The organism is Collinsella sp. AF02-46-1 (genome assembly GCF_003465825.1).
In the GTDB taxonomy this organism is placed as follows: domain Bacteria; phylum Actinomycetota; class Coriobacteriia; order Coriobacteriales; family Coriobacteriaceae; genus Collinsella.
In genome coordinates this window covers 35280-49466 of sequence record NZ_QSBV01000013.1, presented here as the reverse complement: position 1 = coordinate 49466, position 14187 = coordinate 35280, and the positions used below count along the sequence as shown (strand labels likewise).

At 58.0% G+C, this 14187-nt stretch carries 12 protein-coding genes and 1 riboswitch; of the genes, 6 read left to right on the top strand and 6 right to left on the bottom strand.

Translation table 11 applies throughout. The features are described 5' to 3' along the window. Position 1: 1 nt before the first annotated feature. Both DWV20_RS06715 and DWV20_RS06710 read right to left on the bottom strand, forming a co-directional pair. A complete protein-coding gene (locus tag DWV20_RS06715) occupies positions 2 to 1492 on the bottom strand; it encodes a class I SAM-dependent DNA methyltransferase (RefSeq protein ID WP_118256651.1) in 1491 nt (496 codons plus the stop codon). Beyond that, positions 1482 to 2981, bottom strand: coding sequence for a class I SAM-dependent DNA methyltransferase (locus DWV20_RS06710; protein WP_118256650.1), 1500 nt, complete (start codon positions 2979 to 2981; stop codon positions 1482 to 1484). Before DWV20_RS06710 ends, DWV20_RS06715 begins: the two co-directional genes overlap by 11 nt. Positions 2982 to 3111: 130 nt before the next feature. Between DWV20_RS06710 and DWV20_RS10190 the strand changes: the two genes are divergently transcribed. Beyond that, positions 3112 to 3663 (top strand): restriction endonuclease subunit S, encoded by a 552-nt coding sequence (locus tag DWV20_RS10190; RefSeq protein ID WP_118256649.1) that lies wholly within the window; start codon positions 3112 to 3114, stop codon positions 3661 to 3663. Here DWV20_RS10190 and xerA read toward each other — a convergent pair. Both xerA and DWV20_RS06695 read right to left on the bottom strand, forming a co-directional pair. Then, on the bottom strand, positions 3632 to 4615 hold the full coding sequence (gene xerA / locus DWV20_RS06700; protein WP_118256648.1) for a site-specific tyrosine recombinase/integron integrase: 984 nt from the start codon (positions 4613 to 4615) through the stop codon (positions 3632 to 3634). The genes DWV20_RS10190 and xerA overlap by 32 nt on opposite strands. 421 nt (positions 4616 to 5036) lie before the next feature. Continuing rightward, positions 5037 to 5570 (bottom strand): hypothetical protein, encoded by a 534-nt coding sequence (locus DWV20_RS06695; protein WP_118256647.1) that lies wholly within the window; start codon positions 5568 to 5570, stop codon positions 5037 to 5039. 8 nt (positions 5571 to 5578) lie between these two features. Then, positions 5579 to 5669: riboswitch (SAM riboswitch) on the bottom strand. A 268-nt stretch (positions 5670 to 5937) separates the two neighbouring features. Between DWV20_RS06695 and DWV20_RS06690 the strand changes: the two genes are divergently transcribed. Then, positions 5938 to 7260: an ATP-binding protein gene (locus DWV20_RS06690; protein ID WP_118256646.1), complete on the top strand. Its 1323-nt coding sequence runs from the start codon at positions 5938 to 5940 to the stop codon at positions 7258 to 7260. A 37-nt stretch (positions 7261 to 7297) separates the two neighbouring features. Here DWV20_RS06690 and DWV20_RS10155 read toward each other — a convergent pair whose 3' ends face one another. Both DWV20_RS10155 and DWV20_RS06675 read right to left on the bottom strand, forming a co-directional pair. Further along, on the bottom strand, positions 7298 to 8284 hold the full coding sequence (locus DWV20_RS10155; RefSeq protein ID WP_158566338.1) for a hypothetical protein: 987 nt from the start codon (positions 8282 to 8284) through the stop codon (positions 7298 to 7300). A 123-nt stretch (positions 8285 to 8407) separates the two neighbouring features. Then, complete coding sequence (locus tag DWV20_RS06675; protein WP_233539791.1) at positions 8408 to 9061, bottom strand: transcriptional regulator; 654 nt, start codon at positions 9059 to 9061, stop codon at positions 8408 to 8410. 277 nt (positions 9062 to 9338) lie between these two features. Here DWV20_RS06675 and dpaL point away from each other — a divergent pair, with 277 nt between their 5' ends. From dpaL to DWV20_RS06655, 4 genes are all read left to right on the top strand, one after another. Further along, positions 9339 to 10553 (top strand): diaminopropionate ammonia-lyase, encoded by a 1215-nt coding sequence (gene dpaL, locus DWV20_RS06670; RefSeq protein WP_055252227.1) that lies wholly within the window; start codon positions 9339 to 9341, stop codon positions 10551 to 10553. A 74-nt stretch (positions 10554 to 10627) separates the two neighbouring features. After that, positions 10628 to 12013 (top strand): YgeY family selenium metabolism-linked hydrolase, encoded by a 1386-nt coding sequence (locus DWV20_RS06665; protein ID WP_055252228.1) that lies wholly within the window; start codon positions 10628 to 10630, stop codon positions 12011 to 12013. Between the two features lie 201 nt (positions 12014 to 12214). Then, entirely contained in the window at positions 12215 to 13417 is a 1203-nt protein-coding gene (gene ygeW / locus DWV20_RS06660) for a knotted carbamoyltransferase YgeW (RefSeq protein WP_055252229.1), read from the top strand. 150 nt (positions 13418 to 13567) lie between these two features. Beyond that, on the top strand, positions 13568 to 14182 hold the full coding sequence (locus DWV20_RS06655; RefSeq protein ID WP_158566336.1) for a nucleotidyltransferase family protein: 615 nt from the start codon (positions 13568 to 13570) through the stop codon (positions 14180 to 14182). The last annotated feature ends 5 nt before the right edge of the window (positions 14183 to 14187 follow it).

The following is a 14187-nucleotide window of genomic DNA, read 5'->3' as shown; positions in this document are numbered from 1 at the left end:
GTTACTCACCATCGTTTTCATGCAATTTCGCAGCAATATTATCGAGCAGGGACGCGGCCTCTGTGGAGGCGGCTCTCCAGCTTTCTACCGTCTCCTCGATGCTTCTATCGTCAGCATTTTCATCATTGGCGGGCTTCACGTACAGAGGGATGGAGAGCGAGAAAGCGTTGTCCTCGAGCTCACTAAACGATGCGTGGGATGAGAAACCTTCGATGTCCTCGTCAGATCGGTAGGCATCGACGATTCTCTTGATGTGTTGAGGCTCAAGGTAGCTTTGCGCGTTCTTGCGGGTTACCTCGGCAGAGGCGTCTACGAACAGTATTTTCTTGCTTCGATTCGGCGCTTTCTCGCTGCGGCAGATGAGGATGCAGGCCTCCATGGGCGAGTTGAAGAAGAGGTTTGCGCCGAGTCCGATGACCGCCTCAACGAGATCGCTTCTCACGAGCCTTTCGCGCATCTCCGATTCCTCGTTGCGGAAGAGTACGCCATGGGGAAGAAGGATGGCGCACCTTCCACTCCTCGGGTCCATGCTCTTGAGGATATGCTGTATGAAGGCATAGTCGGCCCGCCCCTGCGGCGGGGTGCCGAGGAAGTTGCGGCCGTAGGGGTCCGACGCGAACGCCTCGCGGTCCCATTGCTTGATCGAATAGGGAGGATTAGCGAGCACCATATCGAAGGTGCGTAGCTTTCCCGCCTCGAGGAAGGCTGGGTGCCGCAGCGTGTCGTCGTTTGCAATCTCGAAGTCCTCGACGCCGTGCAGGAATAGGTTCATGCGTCCGATGGCGGAGGATAGCTGGTTGATCTCCTGTCCGTAGGCGTGAACGTTACGCCATTCCTCTCCGTGCTGTTTGAGGTGGGCGATGGAGGAGATGAGCATGCCGGCGCTGCCGCAGGTGGGGTCGTAGATGGACTCGCCCGGTTTGGGTTGGAGGATCTCGGTCATCAGATGGACGACCGTGCGGTTGGTGTAGAACTCCTGTGCCGTGTGCCCTGAGTCGTCTGCGAACTTCTTGATGAGGTACTCGTAGCCCTGACCGAGTTCGTCCTCGGGACAATTGGCGATGGAGAGCGTTATAGCGCTGAAGTGCTCGATGAGGTCCTTGAGCAGGCGGTCGGGAAGTCGTTTCTTGTTAGTCCAGGCGGCGTCGCCGAAGATGCCACGCAGCTTGGAGCCGTTGGCCGTCTCGATGACGCGGAAGGCGCCTACGATCGCCTTACCGACGTTTTCCGTTGCCTCACGGATATCGCACCAGTGGGCGCCGTCCGGGATTGCGAAGCTGTGGTTCTCGGGAAGGGCTGCGAACTCCGCATCTCCGCCGGAGGCTTCCAACGCTTCGGCGGTCTCCTCGTCGTAGACGTCGGAGAGACGCTTGAAGAACAGCAGCGGGAAGATGTACTGCTTGTACGACCCGGCATCGATGTAGGTGCGTAGCAGAACGGCCGCGTTCCATAGATGGTTGTTTAGCTCTTCCTGGGGGATTCTACTCTCCATCGACATAGCCTCCCTTCGTTAGCAGATCGAGGAGCCTCTCCTCGGATTCCTTCGTTTGCTGGAGGAGGTCGTAGAAGCGTTTTCTTGTCTCCGTCGGCGGCTCGACCTTCTCGCGTTTTCTTTCGACGTAGTTGTTCGCCGAGAGCACGTATCCCTCGCGTTCGATGTCAGCGAGCGTTGCTATGGCGCATTTTTCGACGACGGGCTCGTAGGAGCGATAGAGGGAGAGCATCTCCTGCGCATTCTCTTCCGAGATCACGTTCTGCGCGCGCTGAGCAGTGAAGATCTTGCTGCCGTCGATGATGCAGACACGCCCTTGGTGCTCGGCGGGTTTTTCGTTTCTGAGAAACAGCACACAGGCGGAGACACCGGTGCTGTAGAAGACGCCGCTCGCGAGCGAGATCACTGCCTCGACCTTGTCCGACTTGAGCAACTCCTTGCGGATGGTGCCCTCCTTGCCGCCGTGGAACAGTGCGCCCTGGGGCAGCACTACAGCGCAGCGACCGCTCTTCTCGTCCATGGAGCAGACCATATGCTGCACCCATGCGAAGTCCGCCGACTTGTCCGTGGGGACGCCCCAGATGTTGCGGCCCCACGGGTCCGAGGAGAACTCTGCGGATCCCCAGTTCTTAAGGGAGAAGGGCGGATTGGCGAGGACGCAGTCGAATGTCCTGAGGGCATTCCCGGCAAGGAAGGCGGGGTCGCGCAGGGTGTCCCCCTGGGTGATGCGAAAGTCCTTCGCACCGTGGAGGTAGAGGTTCATGCGTGCTATGGCAGACGTGCTTAGGTTCTTCTCCTGGCCGTAGAGCTTGCCGTAGGCGAGCCTCGAGTTGTCCATCTGACGTACTGCCTCGATGAGCATGCCTCCCGTGCCGCATGCGGGGTCATAGACGGTCTCTCCGGGCTTTGGCTCGAGCAGGGAGACCATCATCTTCACGATCTCCCTCGGGGTGTAGAACTCGCCGGCGTTCTTCTTCTGCATGTCGGCGAACTTCTTGATCAGGTACTCGTAGGCGTCGCCCATCATGTCGGCGTTATAGCTACTGTTGCCGAACTTCTTTGCAGAGAAATGCTCGATGAGGTCTTTCAGGCGTTCGTCGGAGAGCTTGCCCTTGTCCGTCCAGCTCGCGTCGTCGAAGCTGCTGAAGAGGCCGCTGAGGGTATCGGGGTTAGCGCGCTCGATACCCACCATGGCGTCAACGATTGCTTTGCCGACGTTCGCGCCGGTGTTGCGCACATCCTGCCAATGGCAGCCGTCCGGCACCGCGAAGCTGTGGTTTTCAGGCAGGGCGGCGTAGTCTTCGTCTCCGCCCGACATCTCTAGAGCCTCGGCGGCCTCCTCGTCGTAGACGTCTGAGATGCGCTTGAAGAAGAGCAACGGCGTGATGTAGCTCTTGTACTCGTCCTGGTTGATGGGGCCACGCAGGATATCGCAGGCTCCGAGTAAGTGGTTTCCCAGCTCGGATTTACTTATCGGTTCTTCAGTCATTCAGGTACCTATGAGCTTAAAAATACAAATTACAGCTCTTGTGATTATACCGTCATATTTGCCGAGGTAAATGAGCTGAGCATCGCCGACCATTCAGACATCCTGCGCCTGTAAATCACAATTTGTCGAGATGTTCGGACGTCTGAATAGCACGGACTTGAAGCCTCTCAAGGATGTGTGTTCAATTATTACTGATGGAACGCACCAGCCCCCGAAGTTCGTTGACAGGGGAATCCCGTTTCTTTTTGTCAGCAATATCACCTCAGATACTGTTAACTACGATACGAATAAGTTCATTTCCGTAGAAGACTATGAGCAGCTTATCCGTCGAACTCCGATTGAGGTCGGTGATGTCCTTGTTTCTGCCGTGGGCTCGTTTGGCCATCCTGCGATTGTCGAAGACGATAGGCCATTTTGTTTTCAGCGCCATATCGCATACCTAAAGCCTCGGCATGATTTGATCGACAGCAATTATCTACACGCTGCCTTACTTTCTGAGGACGCACAAAGATATATGGATCGGTGCGCAAAAGGCGCCGCCCAACGAACCGTAACTTTGAAGAGTTTCAAGGAAATGAAGGTCCCGGTTCCCCCGTTTTCCCTCCAGCAGGAGTTCGCTGACTTCGTCGCCCAGGTCGACAAATCGAAATTTAAGTTAGGTACCTGCGGTGGGATGCTTTGACGTTGCGCTGGTCGACCATCGCGTACCTTAATGTGGTGTCTATTTTTTTATGGCCAAGGAGCACCTGGACTTGTTCGATGGGCATTCCTTTGTCGATTGCCTTTGTAGCAAGCGTTCTTCTGAACTTATGAGGGTGGACCCTTCCTAAATCAAGCTCGCGCCCCAGTTTTCTAAGCAGCGCCTCGACGCCGCCAATTTGTAGCCTCTCGTGTGGCGCCTTGCTCGATACGAAGAGTGCTTCCGAGCTGTCCATTCGGGTTGACAGGTAATTCTCAATATGGACTTTAGTCTTTGCGTCAAAATATACGATGCGGTCCTTATTTCCCTTGCCGTGTACGATGCACTCACGATTGATGGTGTCGATGGAGCTCCTGTCCAACGAGACAAGTTCGCCCACACGCATGCCCGTGGAGCGCAACAGGTCGATCAGGGCAAGGTTTCGGGGCGACCCGCAGTTATCGCAAAGAATCTCAACGACTTCATCGCTATACGTTTCCTTTATGGGTTGCGGAGCCTTGACTCTTTTAATGCGTCTAACCGGGCTCTTAATGATATGGTCCTCGTCTTCGAGCCATGAGTAGAAGCTTGAGATGATTCTTCGGACATTGTCGACGGTGACGCGACTGACGCCGGCTTTTTGCTGATAGTCGGAAAGATAGGACCTAATCTCTTCGGTTCCCAGGTCGCAAGCTGGTGTATCGAATGATTCAAGCATTTTATTGATGGTGGTTTCGTAGTAGGAGATGGTCCTATCCGAGCAGCCTTCGAGGCGTTTTGCAGACAGAAAAAGATCCAGGAATGATTCGCTTTCACCGTCGCCGCAGTCTTCAGCTAATTGGCTTTCATCGAAAAGGCAGTGCGATAAAACCTTTTTGAGCTGGCGGTTCTGCTGCGTGGTCAGGTAGGGGAGCATGAGACGGGTAATTTCTCTAGCCGTTTTCGTGAGATCCATGGTGGCGTCCTTCCTTGCACGGTGGGTGGCGCTATTTCCCTTTGTTTACCCGTGCGTTATGGAAGGGATGCCGGGTGGCACTTCCGCTGGGCCGCGTCAAGGGAACCCGTGAAACCCCGCGCAGACCTCCGCATCACTCCGGTGCGGCTTTGCCTGCAGAGTGAGATGTTCAGAAGCGTTTTATTAACGGGGGATGTCTTTCGGATTCTTTTGATGGGGATGTGGAAACACTGATGAAGTTTACGAATAGCGAGGTTGAGGGGTTCGCCTGTGCCCATCGCCTCTCGTGTGCGGATGGATGGTGCCGGTGGTTGTTTGAGACTGCAGTCGCGCCGACGGGATTGGTTGGGGTCGGTACAAGGCGAGCACGCCCCATGCCGTTATGGTAGATGCATCTTTGTCGATAGAGCGCTCGATTAATCTACGCGGGAGCGCTGAGAAGATCTTCCAGCATCGGGTCTACCCCGGCGGCGACCATGCCCTCGATCAGGTGCTGGGCGTGGAACCGACCAACTGTCCATGCGATATATGAAAGCATCTGATAAGCGCGCTCCTTGATATCAAATGCAGCTTTGCTTAGAACGATTGCCTCTGCGATGTCGGCAAATGCGTCGTGATCTCCCCATGTCTTACAGGCTTGTATCATGCCCTGGTCGATAGCATCCATAACAAAGGCGCCGGATCCGTCCGCAACGCACGCGCCGTCGGCGAAGAGCTTCCAGCTGGACGGCTCACGCGAGTCATCTCCAAGAAGCTTAATCTGCAACACATGCGGATTGCCAGCAACGCAGAGCTCCTCCTCGAGCTTCTGTACCGTAAAGCGCATCTGGTGGGAGAGGCTGCTCTTGACCATGGACGAGGCGTAGCCGCTCGGCTTGTCCAGAAGATGTATTCGTTTTGGCTTGGCTGCCAGGTTGTGGAAGTTGCGCTCACTGCTCACGGAGAAATTGTCCATACGGACTCCTTTCATCGATGTTGGCAGGGCCACCGTGCCTCTTGGCCGGTTGGCGTCGGGGTCGTGGAGCCAACTCTCTACCCCGACTCTGGATAAAACGTGCCCGCTCCTTGCAGGCACGGTGGAGTCTATCAGCGCGCGCGGACACAAATCAAGCGCGCTTGCGAAATGACGCGCGGGCGGCGCTTGATTTCGCCGGCTGCTGTTAGGCTTAAATTCGAAAAAATGTCGAAATATCCCGTGTAAAAGTACGGAAAAGTGTCGTGATACACACTTTAAAACCTCGAAAAAGTGTCGAAATGAGCACCTAGCAACCACGGAAAAGTGTATCCTAGTGCTAAAACAGCACGTAATAAGGGGTACGCTTATGCTGCAGAGAAAAGCGAAAGCACAGTTTGAATCTTGGCTTGCCTCGTCGCCTAACAAGGCTCTTTTGGTCAAGGGCGCCCGACAGGTGGGAAAGTCATATTTGGTCAACGTCTTTGCAAGCGAATCGTTCGAAAATGTCGTGACGTTCGACCTTATCGCCGACGCGTCCGTGCGCGATTCGTTTTTGGCGGCAAAAAGCGCGGATGACCTGCTTATGCGCATGTCTATTGCTGCAACGCAGCCGATGGTTGCGAACAAGACCGTTGTGGTTATCGACGAGGTGCAGCGATGCCCCAACGTGGTGACGTTTATCAAATATCTGGTCCAGCGCGGCGACTTTCGATACATCCTTACCGGATCGCTCCTTGGCGTTGAGCTCGAGGGCATCGATTCCCTGCCGGTGGGGTATGTCGAGCAGGTCCAGATGTGCCCGCTCGACTTTGAGGAGTTTTGCTGGGCAAATGGCGTTGGTGCCAGCGTGTTTGACATGCTCAGAGACCGTCTAAAGGATGAGGGGGAGCTCCCCGGCTACCTGTATGACCGCTTGTTCGATCTGTTCCATCAGTATGTGGTGGTGGGAGGCATGCCCGACGCGGTCAATTCCTTCTTGGCGACGCGCAATGTCGACGAGGTTCGAAACATCCATCGCGATCTTCACGCCCTGTATCGCGATGACATCGCAAAGTACGCTCCGCCCGAGCTACGCTTGGTTATTCGCGATATCTATGATTTGATTCCCAGCGAGGCCGGCTCCAAAAACAAGCGATTCAAGCTGTCGTCGATTAACGGTGTCAAACGTTTTTCGCAGGTGACAGATCATTTTCTCTGGTTGTCGGAGGCGGGTGTCGCGCTTCCCGTGTATAACGTAACGGCGCCCGTGGCACCCCTTTTATTGGGGGAGCAGCGAAATCTATTTAAGCTGTTTTACTTGGACACCGGAATGCTCATGTCGTCGTATTCCAAAAGGGTCGCCCAAGGCGTTTTTGATGGGGAGGCGGAAGACGCCTTTGGCATGAACATGGGGGCGGCGTTTGAGGGCTTCGTTGCCCAAGAGCTCAAAGCCCACGGATTCAGATTGCGCTACTTTACGTCTAAAAAAGTCGGCGAGCTCGATTTTGTGGAGGAGACGCTCGATGGGGAGGTCCTTGCCATCGAGGTCAAGTCGGGCAAGAGCTTTAAGTCCCATGCGGCGCTCGACAACGCGCTCGCGACGAAGGGCTACGGAATCGATCGCGCCCTGGTACTTGCGGAATGTAATCTTCACCGCGATGGTGACGTGCTGTATCTGCCCATCTTTATGGCAGGGCTTTTGGAGCCGTAACATGCCGCCGGCTCTTCCGGCCCTCCCTTAACCCTCGCTACTCGTCGTCTCCGTCGTTGGGGTCGCCCTTGAGGGTGTTGATGTCCAGGTACTGGTTGTCGTCCTCTTTTTGCTGGGTCTCCGACTCCGCTTGGGTGGGGCCGGAGAACAGCTGGAATCCCTCAAACGCAATGACGCCGAGCAGGGCAATGACAATGGCGATAAAGGCAACCTTGACTGCCTGCGGAAATTCCGAGAAACGCAGCGCCTTTTCCTTGGCGTAATAATCGGCGAAGCGCTCTTCGCCCGTGCTTTTGGTATACGCCGGTGCGGACGCGGCCTCCGGGTCATATTCCGGTGCAGGCGTGGCAGCGTACGGATCGTTGAGATAATCGCTCGATGCGGTGCCATAATCCTCGGTCTCGATGCGACCGGCGTCAGCATAGCCATCGGAATAATCGGAATATGCCGCACCGCCCTCATAGTCCGCGGCGCTCGTGTTGGCGGCAAAAAGCGGGTTAACTGGAACGTCGAGCGCCGGCATGCCGGTAGAGGTCTCATCCAGATCGGCTGCAGCCCAGGAATCGTAGGCAACCTGATGGGCAACGGGCTCATCGAGCCTTGTGACCGGAGGCTTGCGTGCCGCAGGAACAGGCAACTGCTGGGCGCTGTACATAACGGTGCTGTCGGCCGATTTGCCCTGCGTCGCTGCAGCGAGAAATGCCGCCGTCTCGGACGGGTCGCTTGCGGGGCGGGGAGCGGGTGTGGGCGCCGAAGTGGGTGTGGGTGTAGGCGCGGGCGTCGAAACGGGCGACTGCGCAGGAGTCGGCGCAGATGCGGGCTTAGGCGCAAGTGCGGGATTGGGGCTTGACGGGCGAGCCCCGCCGCCCATGAGTTCGTCGGCGGTCCACGGGCGATCATCCATCACGTCGTCAAGGCTCAGCGAAAACAGGTCGTCTTCGCCCTCATCGAACATGCGGTGCACATGTCCACCAATTGCCGGAATCAATCCGCGACCGGTGCATGATGCCTTGCTCAACGCCATTCTGTTCCATCCTTTCGAAATACTAATGACATCGATTATATGGAACTTCCCAAGCGGCTCGGTCTTGGATTCGTGCTTTCCAGAACTCGCGCCCAAAAGGGGAGGGGCAATCCAGGCGAGTGCCTACTTGTCGCCTGTTGCCGCCTTGGCCTCATTGAGGTAGCTATAGAAGCTGTACTTGGAGATGCCAAAGAACTCGCAGGCGCGCTCGCTCGACTTGGAAATGAGGAAGGCGCCGCGACGGTCGAGGTAGCCAATGGCACGAATGCGCTCGTCTTTGGTCATGAGTGCCGCGGGCTTGCCCACAAACTGTTCGCACTCGTGCAGCAGGTCCTCGAGCAGGTCGCCGATGTTCTTGGTAATGGGCTCGGGCTCGGTGTAGCCCGTGCCGCCGGTGCCGGTAAAGGCGTCGAGCGAACGCTCAAAAGCCTTCATAAGCGTAATGTCAAAGTTGATGCCCAAAATGCCGACGGGCTTGCCCTCATCGTTGCGGATAAAGATCGTCGACGATTTGAGCAGCTTGCCATCGGCGGTTTTGGTGAGGTACGGCTCGCGGTCGTGCACGTCGGCGGTGCCCTCGTGCATGGATTCAAGCACAATATGGCTGGGGCCATCACCCAGTTTGCGCCCGCTGACGTGGCCGTTTTCGATCACTACGATGGAGCGGTCCACGTCCTCGGTCTCCAGGTCGTGGACGACGACTTCGCAGTTGGGGCCAAATTGGAGCGCCAGGCCGTGTGCAAGGCGCTTGTAAAACTCAATCTGTGCGGGGGTCATGGGTGCCTTCCTAAAAATTAGTTTGGGCACACTTTGCCATAAACCACACTTGACCGCAAACAAATCCATCAACAAGGCAATTCATGACCGTTCGGCGCCGAAAAAGTACCGATTACGGCAACAAACAATTTGTTAGGTTTACCAATCAAAAAGTGTGATAGAACAGTGCTAACAAACTTTTTGTTTGGCATCCACATAAAAGTTCAGCCGTGTGAATGGGATCGGGCTGAAACGCGTATGCGGGGGCCGGCAAGAGAGAACTTAAGGAGTTCACCGTATGGCCGATAAGATCCAGTGGGCGGGCAACACGATGCCCAAGAGCGATGACAAGCACTTGGGAATCATGAGCCTCGACCACGTGAAGAAGGCCCGCGCCTTCCACCAGTCGTTCCCCCAGTACACCGTCACTCCGCTTGCCCGCCTGGATGGCCAGGCCGCGCGCCTGGGCCTGTCCAACCTGTGCGTTAAGGACGAGAGCTATCGCTTTGGCCTCAACGCCTTTAAGGTCCTGGGCGGTTCGTTTGCCATGGCCAACTACATTGCCGACGAGACCGGCAAGGACGTTGCCGAGTGCACCTTCGATTACCTGACCTCCGATCAGCTTGCCAAGGACTTTGGCCAGGCTACCTTCTTTACCGCCACCGACGGCAACCATGGCCGCGGCGTGGCATGGGCTGCCAACAAGCTGGGCCAGAAGGCCGTCGTGCACATGCCCAAGGGTTCCACCAAGCCCCGCTTTGATAACATCGCCGCCGAGGGCGCCACGGTGACCATCGAAGAGGTCAACTACGACGAGTGCGTGCGCATGGCCGCCGCCGAGGCCGATGCCTGCGAGCGCGGCGTCATCGTTCAGGACACCGCCTGGGAGGGCTACGAGAAGATCCCGTCCTGGATCATGGAGGGCTACGGCACCATGGCTTCCGAGGCTGCCGAGCAGCTGCGCGAGATGGCCATCAACCGCCCGACGCACGTGTTTGTCCAGGCTGGCGTGGGTTCGCTCGCCGGCGCCGTGGTGGGCTACTTCACCAACCTGTATCCCGATAACCCGCCCACCTTCGTCGTGGTCGAGTGCGCGCCTGCCGCCTGCCTGTACAAGGGCGCTGCCGCCGGCGACGGCGACCCGCGCATCGTGGACGGCGACATGCCCTCCATCATGGCCGGCCTGTGCTGCGGCGAGCCCAACATTCTGGGCTGGGATATCCTGCGCAACCACACCACCGCCTTCGTGTCCTGCCCCGACTGGGTCACCGCTCGCGGCATGCGCACCCTGGGCGCTCCCGAGAAGGGCGACCCGCGCGTCATCTCTGGCGAGTCCGGCGCTGTGACCACCGGTCTGGTCGAGACTCTCATGCTCGATCCCGAGTACGCCGAGCTCAAGGAACTCATCGGCCTGGACAAGACGAGCTCCGTGCTCTGCTTCTCCACGGAAGGTGACACGGACCCCGACCAGTATCGTCGAATTGTTTGGGAAGGCGAATATCCCACTTGCTAATCGTTGGGGCGGAGTAAATAGGTATCGCTCCGCCACCTCACAGGTAGATTCCTTCGTTTGAAAGGTTATGAACAATGGCTAAAGAACTCGATTTCGACGCTATCAAGGCTGCTGCTGAGTCCCATCGTGCTGATATGACTCGCTTCCTGCGCGCTATGATCTCCCACCCCTCTGAGTCTTGCGAGGAGGGTGAGGTTGTCGCTTGCATCAAGGCCGAGATGGAGAGCCTTGGCTATGACGAGGTCAAGGTCGACGGCCTGGGCAACGTTATGGGCTTTATGGGCGAGGGCGACAAGATCATCGCCATCGACTCCCACATCGACACCGTCGGCATCGGCAACATCGAGAACTGGGACGCCGATCCCTATGAGGGCTACGAGACCGACGAGATCATCTACGGCCGCGGCGGCTCTGACCAGGAGGGCGGCATGGCTTCTGCTACCTATGCTGCCAAGATGATGAAGGACATGGGCCTCATCCCCGAGGGCTACAAGATCATGGTCGTCGGCACCGTCCAGGAAGAGGACTGCGACGGCATGTGCTGGCAGTACATCTACAACAAGGACGGCATTAAGCCCGAGTTCGTCATTTCCACCGAGCCCACCGACGGCGGCATCTATCGCGGTCACCGCGGCCGCATGGAGATCCGCGTCGACGTTCACGGCACCTCCTGCCACGGCTCCGCTCCCGACCGCGGTGACAACGCCATCTACAAGATGGCCGACATCATCGCCGACGTCCGCGCCCTCAACAACAACGGCTGCGACGAGTCGACCGACATCAAGGGCCTTGTCAAGATGCTCGACCCCAAGTACAACCCCGAGCACTTCGAGGACGCCCGCTTCCTGGGCCGCGGCACCTGCACCGTCAGCCAGATCTTCTACACCAGCCCCAGCCGCTGCGCTGTCGCTGACTCCTGCGCCATCTCCATCGACCGTCGCATGACCGCCGGTGAGACCTGGGAGTCCTGCCTGGACGAGATCCGTAACCTGCCGGCCGCCAAGAAGTACGGCGACGACGTGAAGGTCTCCATGTACATGTACGATCGTCCGTCCTGGACCGGCGAGGTCTACGAGACCGAGGCTTACTTCCCCACGTGGATCAACAAGGAGACCGCTCCGCACGTCAAGGCCCTCGTCGACGCCCACAAGGCCATGTTCGGTGACGAGCGCATCGGCTGCGAGCCCAGCATGGACAAGCGCACCGGTCGCCCGCTGTGCGACAAGTGGACCTTCTCCACGAACTGCGTTTCCATCCAGGGCCGCTATGGCATCCCCTGCGTCGGCTTCGGCCCGGGTGCCGAGTCTCAGGCTCACGCTCCCAACGAGGTCACCTACAAGGACGACCTGGTCACCGCTGCCGCCATGTATGTGGCTGCCCTGAACCTCTACGATCCGAGCCAGGCCGATGGCGACGCCACCGTGTTCCGCGCCGGTCTGACCAACAACAAGATCGATTAGTCCCATTCCTCGATCTTGTTGAGCCGGGGACAGCTCGTGTCCCCGGCACCCCTTGTTGACTTGGGGCCCGCGGTCGTTATCTCCCATGCTTCCTCAACGGTAGCGGGTCCTCGTCATAGTGCTCTGCATGTTCTAGCCACACGCGCATGCCGGAGCACATCTACTCATTGCAATCGTTTCATCTTTGGAAAGGATATTTACATGGACGCCAAGTTTACCGAGCTCGTCGAGCAGCTGAACGGCCTCGATTTTAAGGGCATGTACGGCAGCGACTTCCTGCACACCTGGGATAAGACCACCGATGAGCTCAAGGCGCTCTACATCGTCGCCGACGCCCTGCGCGAGCTGCGCGAGAACAACGTTTCGTCCAAGATCTTCGATTCGGGTCTGGCCGTCTCCCTGTTCCGTGACAACTCCACCCGTACGCGCTTCTCCTTCTCTAAGGCAGCCAACCTGCTCGGTCTTGAGCTGCAGGACCTGGACGAGAAGAAGTCCCAGATCGCTCACGGCGAGACCGTCCGCGAGACCGCTACCATGATCTCCTTCATGGCCGACGTCATCGGCATCCGTGACGACATGTACATCGGCAAGGGCGACGCCTACATGGCCGAGGTCTCCGAGTCTGTCCAGCAGGCCTACGAGGACGGCGTTCTGGATCACCGTCCCACGCTCATCTCCCTGCAGTCCGACTCCGATCACCCCACGCAGTCCTCTGCCGACATGCTCTACCTCATCAACGAGTTTGGCGGTCTTGAGAACCTCAAGGGCAAGAAGGTTGCCGTCACCTGGGCCTACTCGCCCTCTTACGGCAAGCCGCTGTCCTGCCCGCAGTCGCTGATCAGCCTGCTGCCCCGTTTTGGCATGGACGTCACCCTGGCCCACCCCGAGGGCTACGACCTCATGCCCGAGGTCGTCGAGCGCGCCAAGGGTTATGCCGCCGAGTCCGGCACCACCTTTAAGCAGGTCAACACCATGGCCGAGGCCTTCGAGGGCGCCGACATCGTGATCCCGAAGAGCTGGGCTCCGTTTGCCGCCATGGAGAAGCGCACCAACCTGTACGCCGAGGGCGACGACGCCGGCATCGCTGCACTCGAGAAGGAGCTGCTCGCTCAGAACGCCACGCATCAGGATTGGTGCTCCACGACCGAGCTCATGGAGAAGACCGCCAACGGCCAGGACACCATCTTTATGCATCCGCTGCCTGCCGACATCTCCGGTGTCTCTTGCGAGCACGGCGAGGTCAACGCCGACGTCTTCGACATGCACCGCGTGGGCATGTACAAGGAGGCCAGCTACAAGCCGTACGCCATCGCAGCCATGATGTTCCTGCAGAAGGTTGCCGATCCCGCCGCTACCCTCAAGGCCCTCGACGAGCGCAACACCGCCCGTTGGTTCCAGGCCTAAAGCTGGGTTGAGGTAAGCCATGTAAAGGGGGCGCTCTGCCAACCGGCGGGGTGCCCCTTTTTGCATCGTGGGCGTGCGGGATAAGCGCTTTCGATGTAGATGCCCCGCGACGCGAGTTATGGGTACGATGGTTTCAGGGGAGGTATCGCCATGAAACTTGGTTGCGTCATTATGGCTTCGGGCGAGGGCAAGCGATTTGGCTCTAACAAGATGCTCGCCGATATCTATGGCGAGCCGCTGATTGCCCGGACCATTGATTCGGTTCCCCGGGGCTTTGACGTTGTGGTTTCGACGCGTTGGCCCGAGGTCGCTCAGATTTGTGATGACAAGCATTGCCCGTGCGTGCTGCACGATGGCGAGCTGCGCAGCGAAAGCGTCCGTGCGGGCCTTTCGTGGGGAGTCGAACGTAACTGGAAAGGTTGCCTCTTTTTGCCGGGCGACCAGCCGCTCGTGAGTTCGGATTCTTTTGAGGCTATGGTTCGTGCATTTGACGAGCGTGGCCGCAAGCATCCGGTGCGTCTTGCGTGCAACGGTGAGCCTTCGAGCCCGGTGCTCTTTCCGGCGGAACTGTTCGATGCACTTATGTGTCTTGAGGGTAAGGACGGCGGCGGTTCGATCCTCAAAGGCCGCGTCGACGTGGTGCTGGTCGAGGCGCGTGCCTACGAGCTGTGGGACGTCGATACCGTCAAGGGACAGCGACGCATAACGGAGCATATCGCCGCCTGCTCGTATTTTGATCGCGTGGCCAACTGCATCAATCAATAAGGAGC

What these genes read in the sequence shown, in the direction of transcription:
- DWV20_RS06715 (WP_118256651.1), bottom strand. Translation starts at nt 1,492, where the DNA reads ATGGAGAGTAGAATCCCCCAGGAAGAGCTAAACAACCATCTATGGAAC.
- DWV20_RS06710 (WP_118256650.1), bottom strand. Translation starts at nt 2,981, where the DNA reads ATGACTGAAGAACCGATAAGTAAATCCGAGCTGGGAAACCACTTACTC.
- DWV20_RS10190 (WP_118256649.1), top strand. Translation starts at nt 3,112, where the DNA reads ATGTTCGGACGTCTGAATAGCACGGACTTGAAGCCTCTCAAGGATGTG.
- xerA (WP_118256648.1), bottom strand. Translation starts at nt 4,615, where the DNA reads ATGGATCTCACGAAAACGGCTAGAGAAATTACCCGTCTCATGCTCCCC.
- DWV20_RS06695 (WP_118256647.1), bottom strand. Translation starts at nt 5,570, where the DNA reads ATGGACAATTTCTCCGTGAGCAGTGAGCGCAACTTCCACAACCTGGCA.
- DWV20_RS06690 (WP_118256646.1), top strand. Translation starts at nt 5,938, where the DNA reads ATGCTGCAGAGAAAAGCGAAAGCACAGTTTGAATCTTGGCTTGCCTCG.
- DWV20_RS10155 (WP_158566338.1), bottom strand. Translation starts at nt 8,284, where the DNA reads ATGGCGTTGAGCAAGGCATCATGCACCGGTCGCGGATTGATTCCGGCA.
- DWV20_RS06675 (WP_233539791.1), bottom strand. Translation starts at nt 9,061, where the DNA reads ATGACCCCCGCACAGATTGAGTTTTACAAGCGCCTTGCACACGGCCTG.
- dpaL (WP_055252227.1), top strand. Translation starts at nt 9,339, where the DNA reads ATGGCCGATAAGATCCAGTGGGCGGGCAACACGATGCCCAAGAGCGAT.
- DWV20_RS06665 (WP_055252228.1), top strand. Translation starts at nt 10,628, where the DNA reads ATGGCTAAAGAACTCGATTTCGACGCTATCAAGGCTGCTGCTGAGTCC.
- ygeW (WP_055252229.1), top strand. Translation starts at nt 12,215, where the DNA reads ATGGACGCCAAGTTTACCGAGCTCGTCGAGCAGCTGAACGGCCTCGAT.
- DWV20_RS06655 (WP_158566336.1), top strand. Translation starts at nt 13,568, where the DNA reads ATGAAACTTGGTTGCGTCATTATGGCTTCGGGCGAGGGCAAGCGATTT.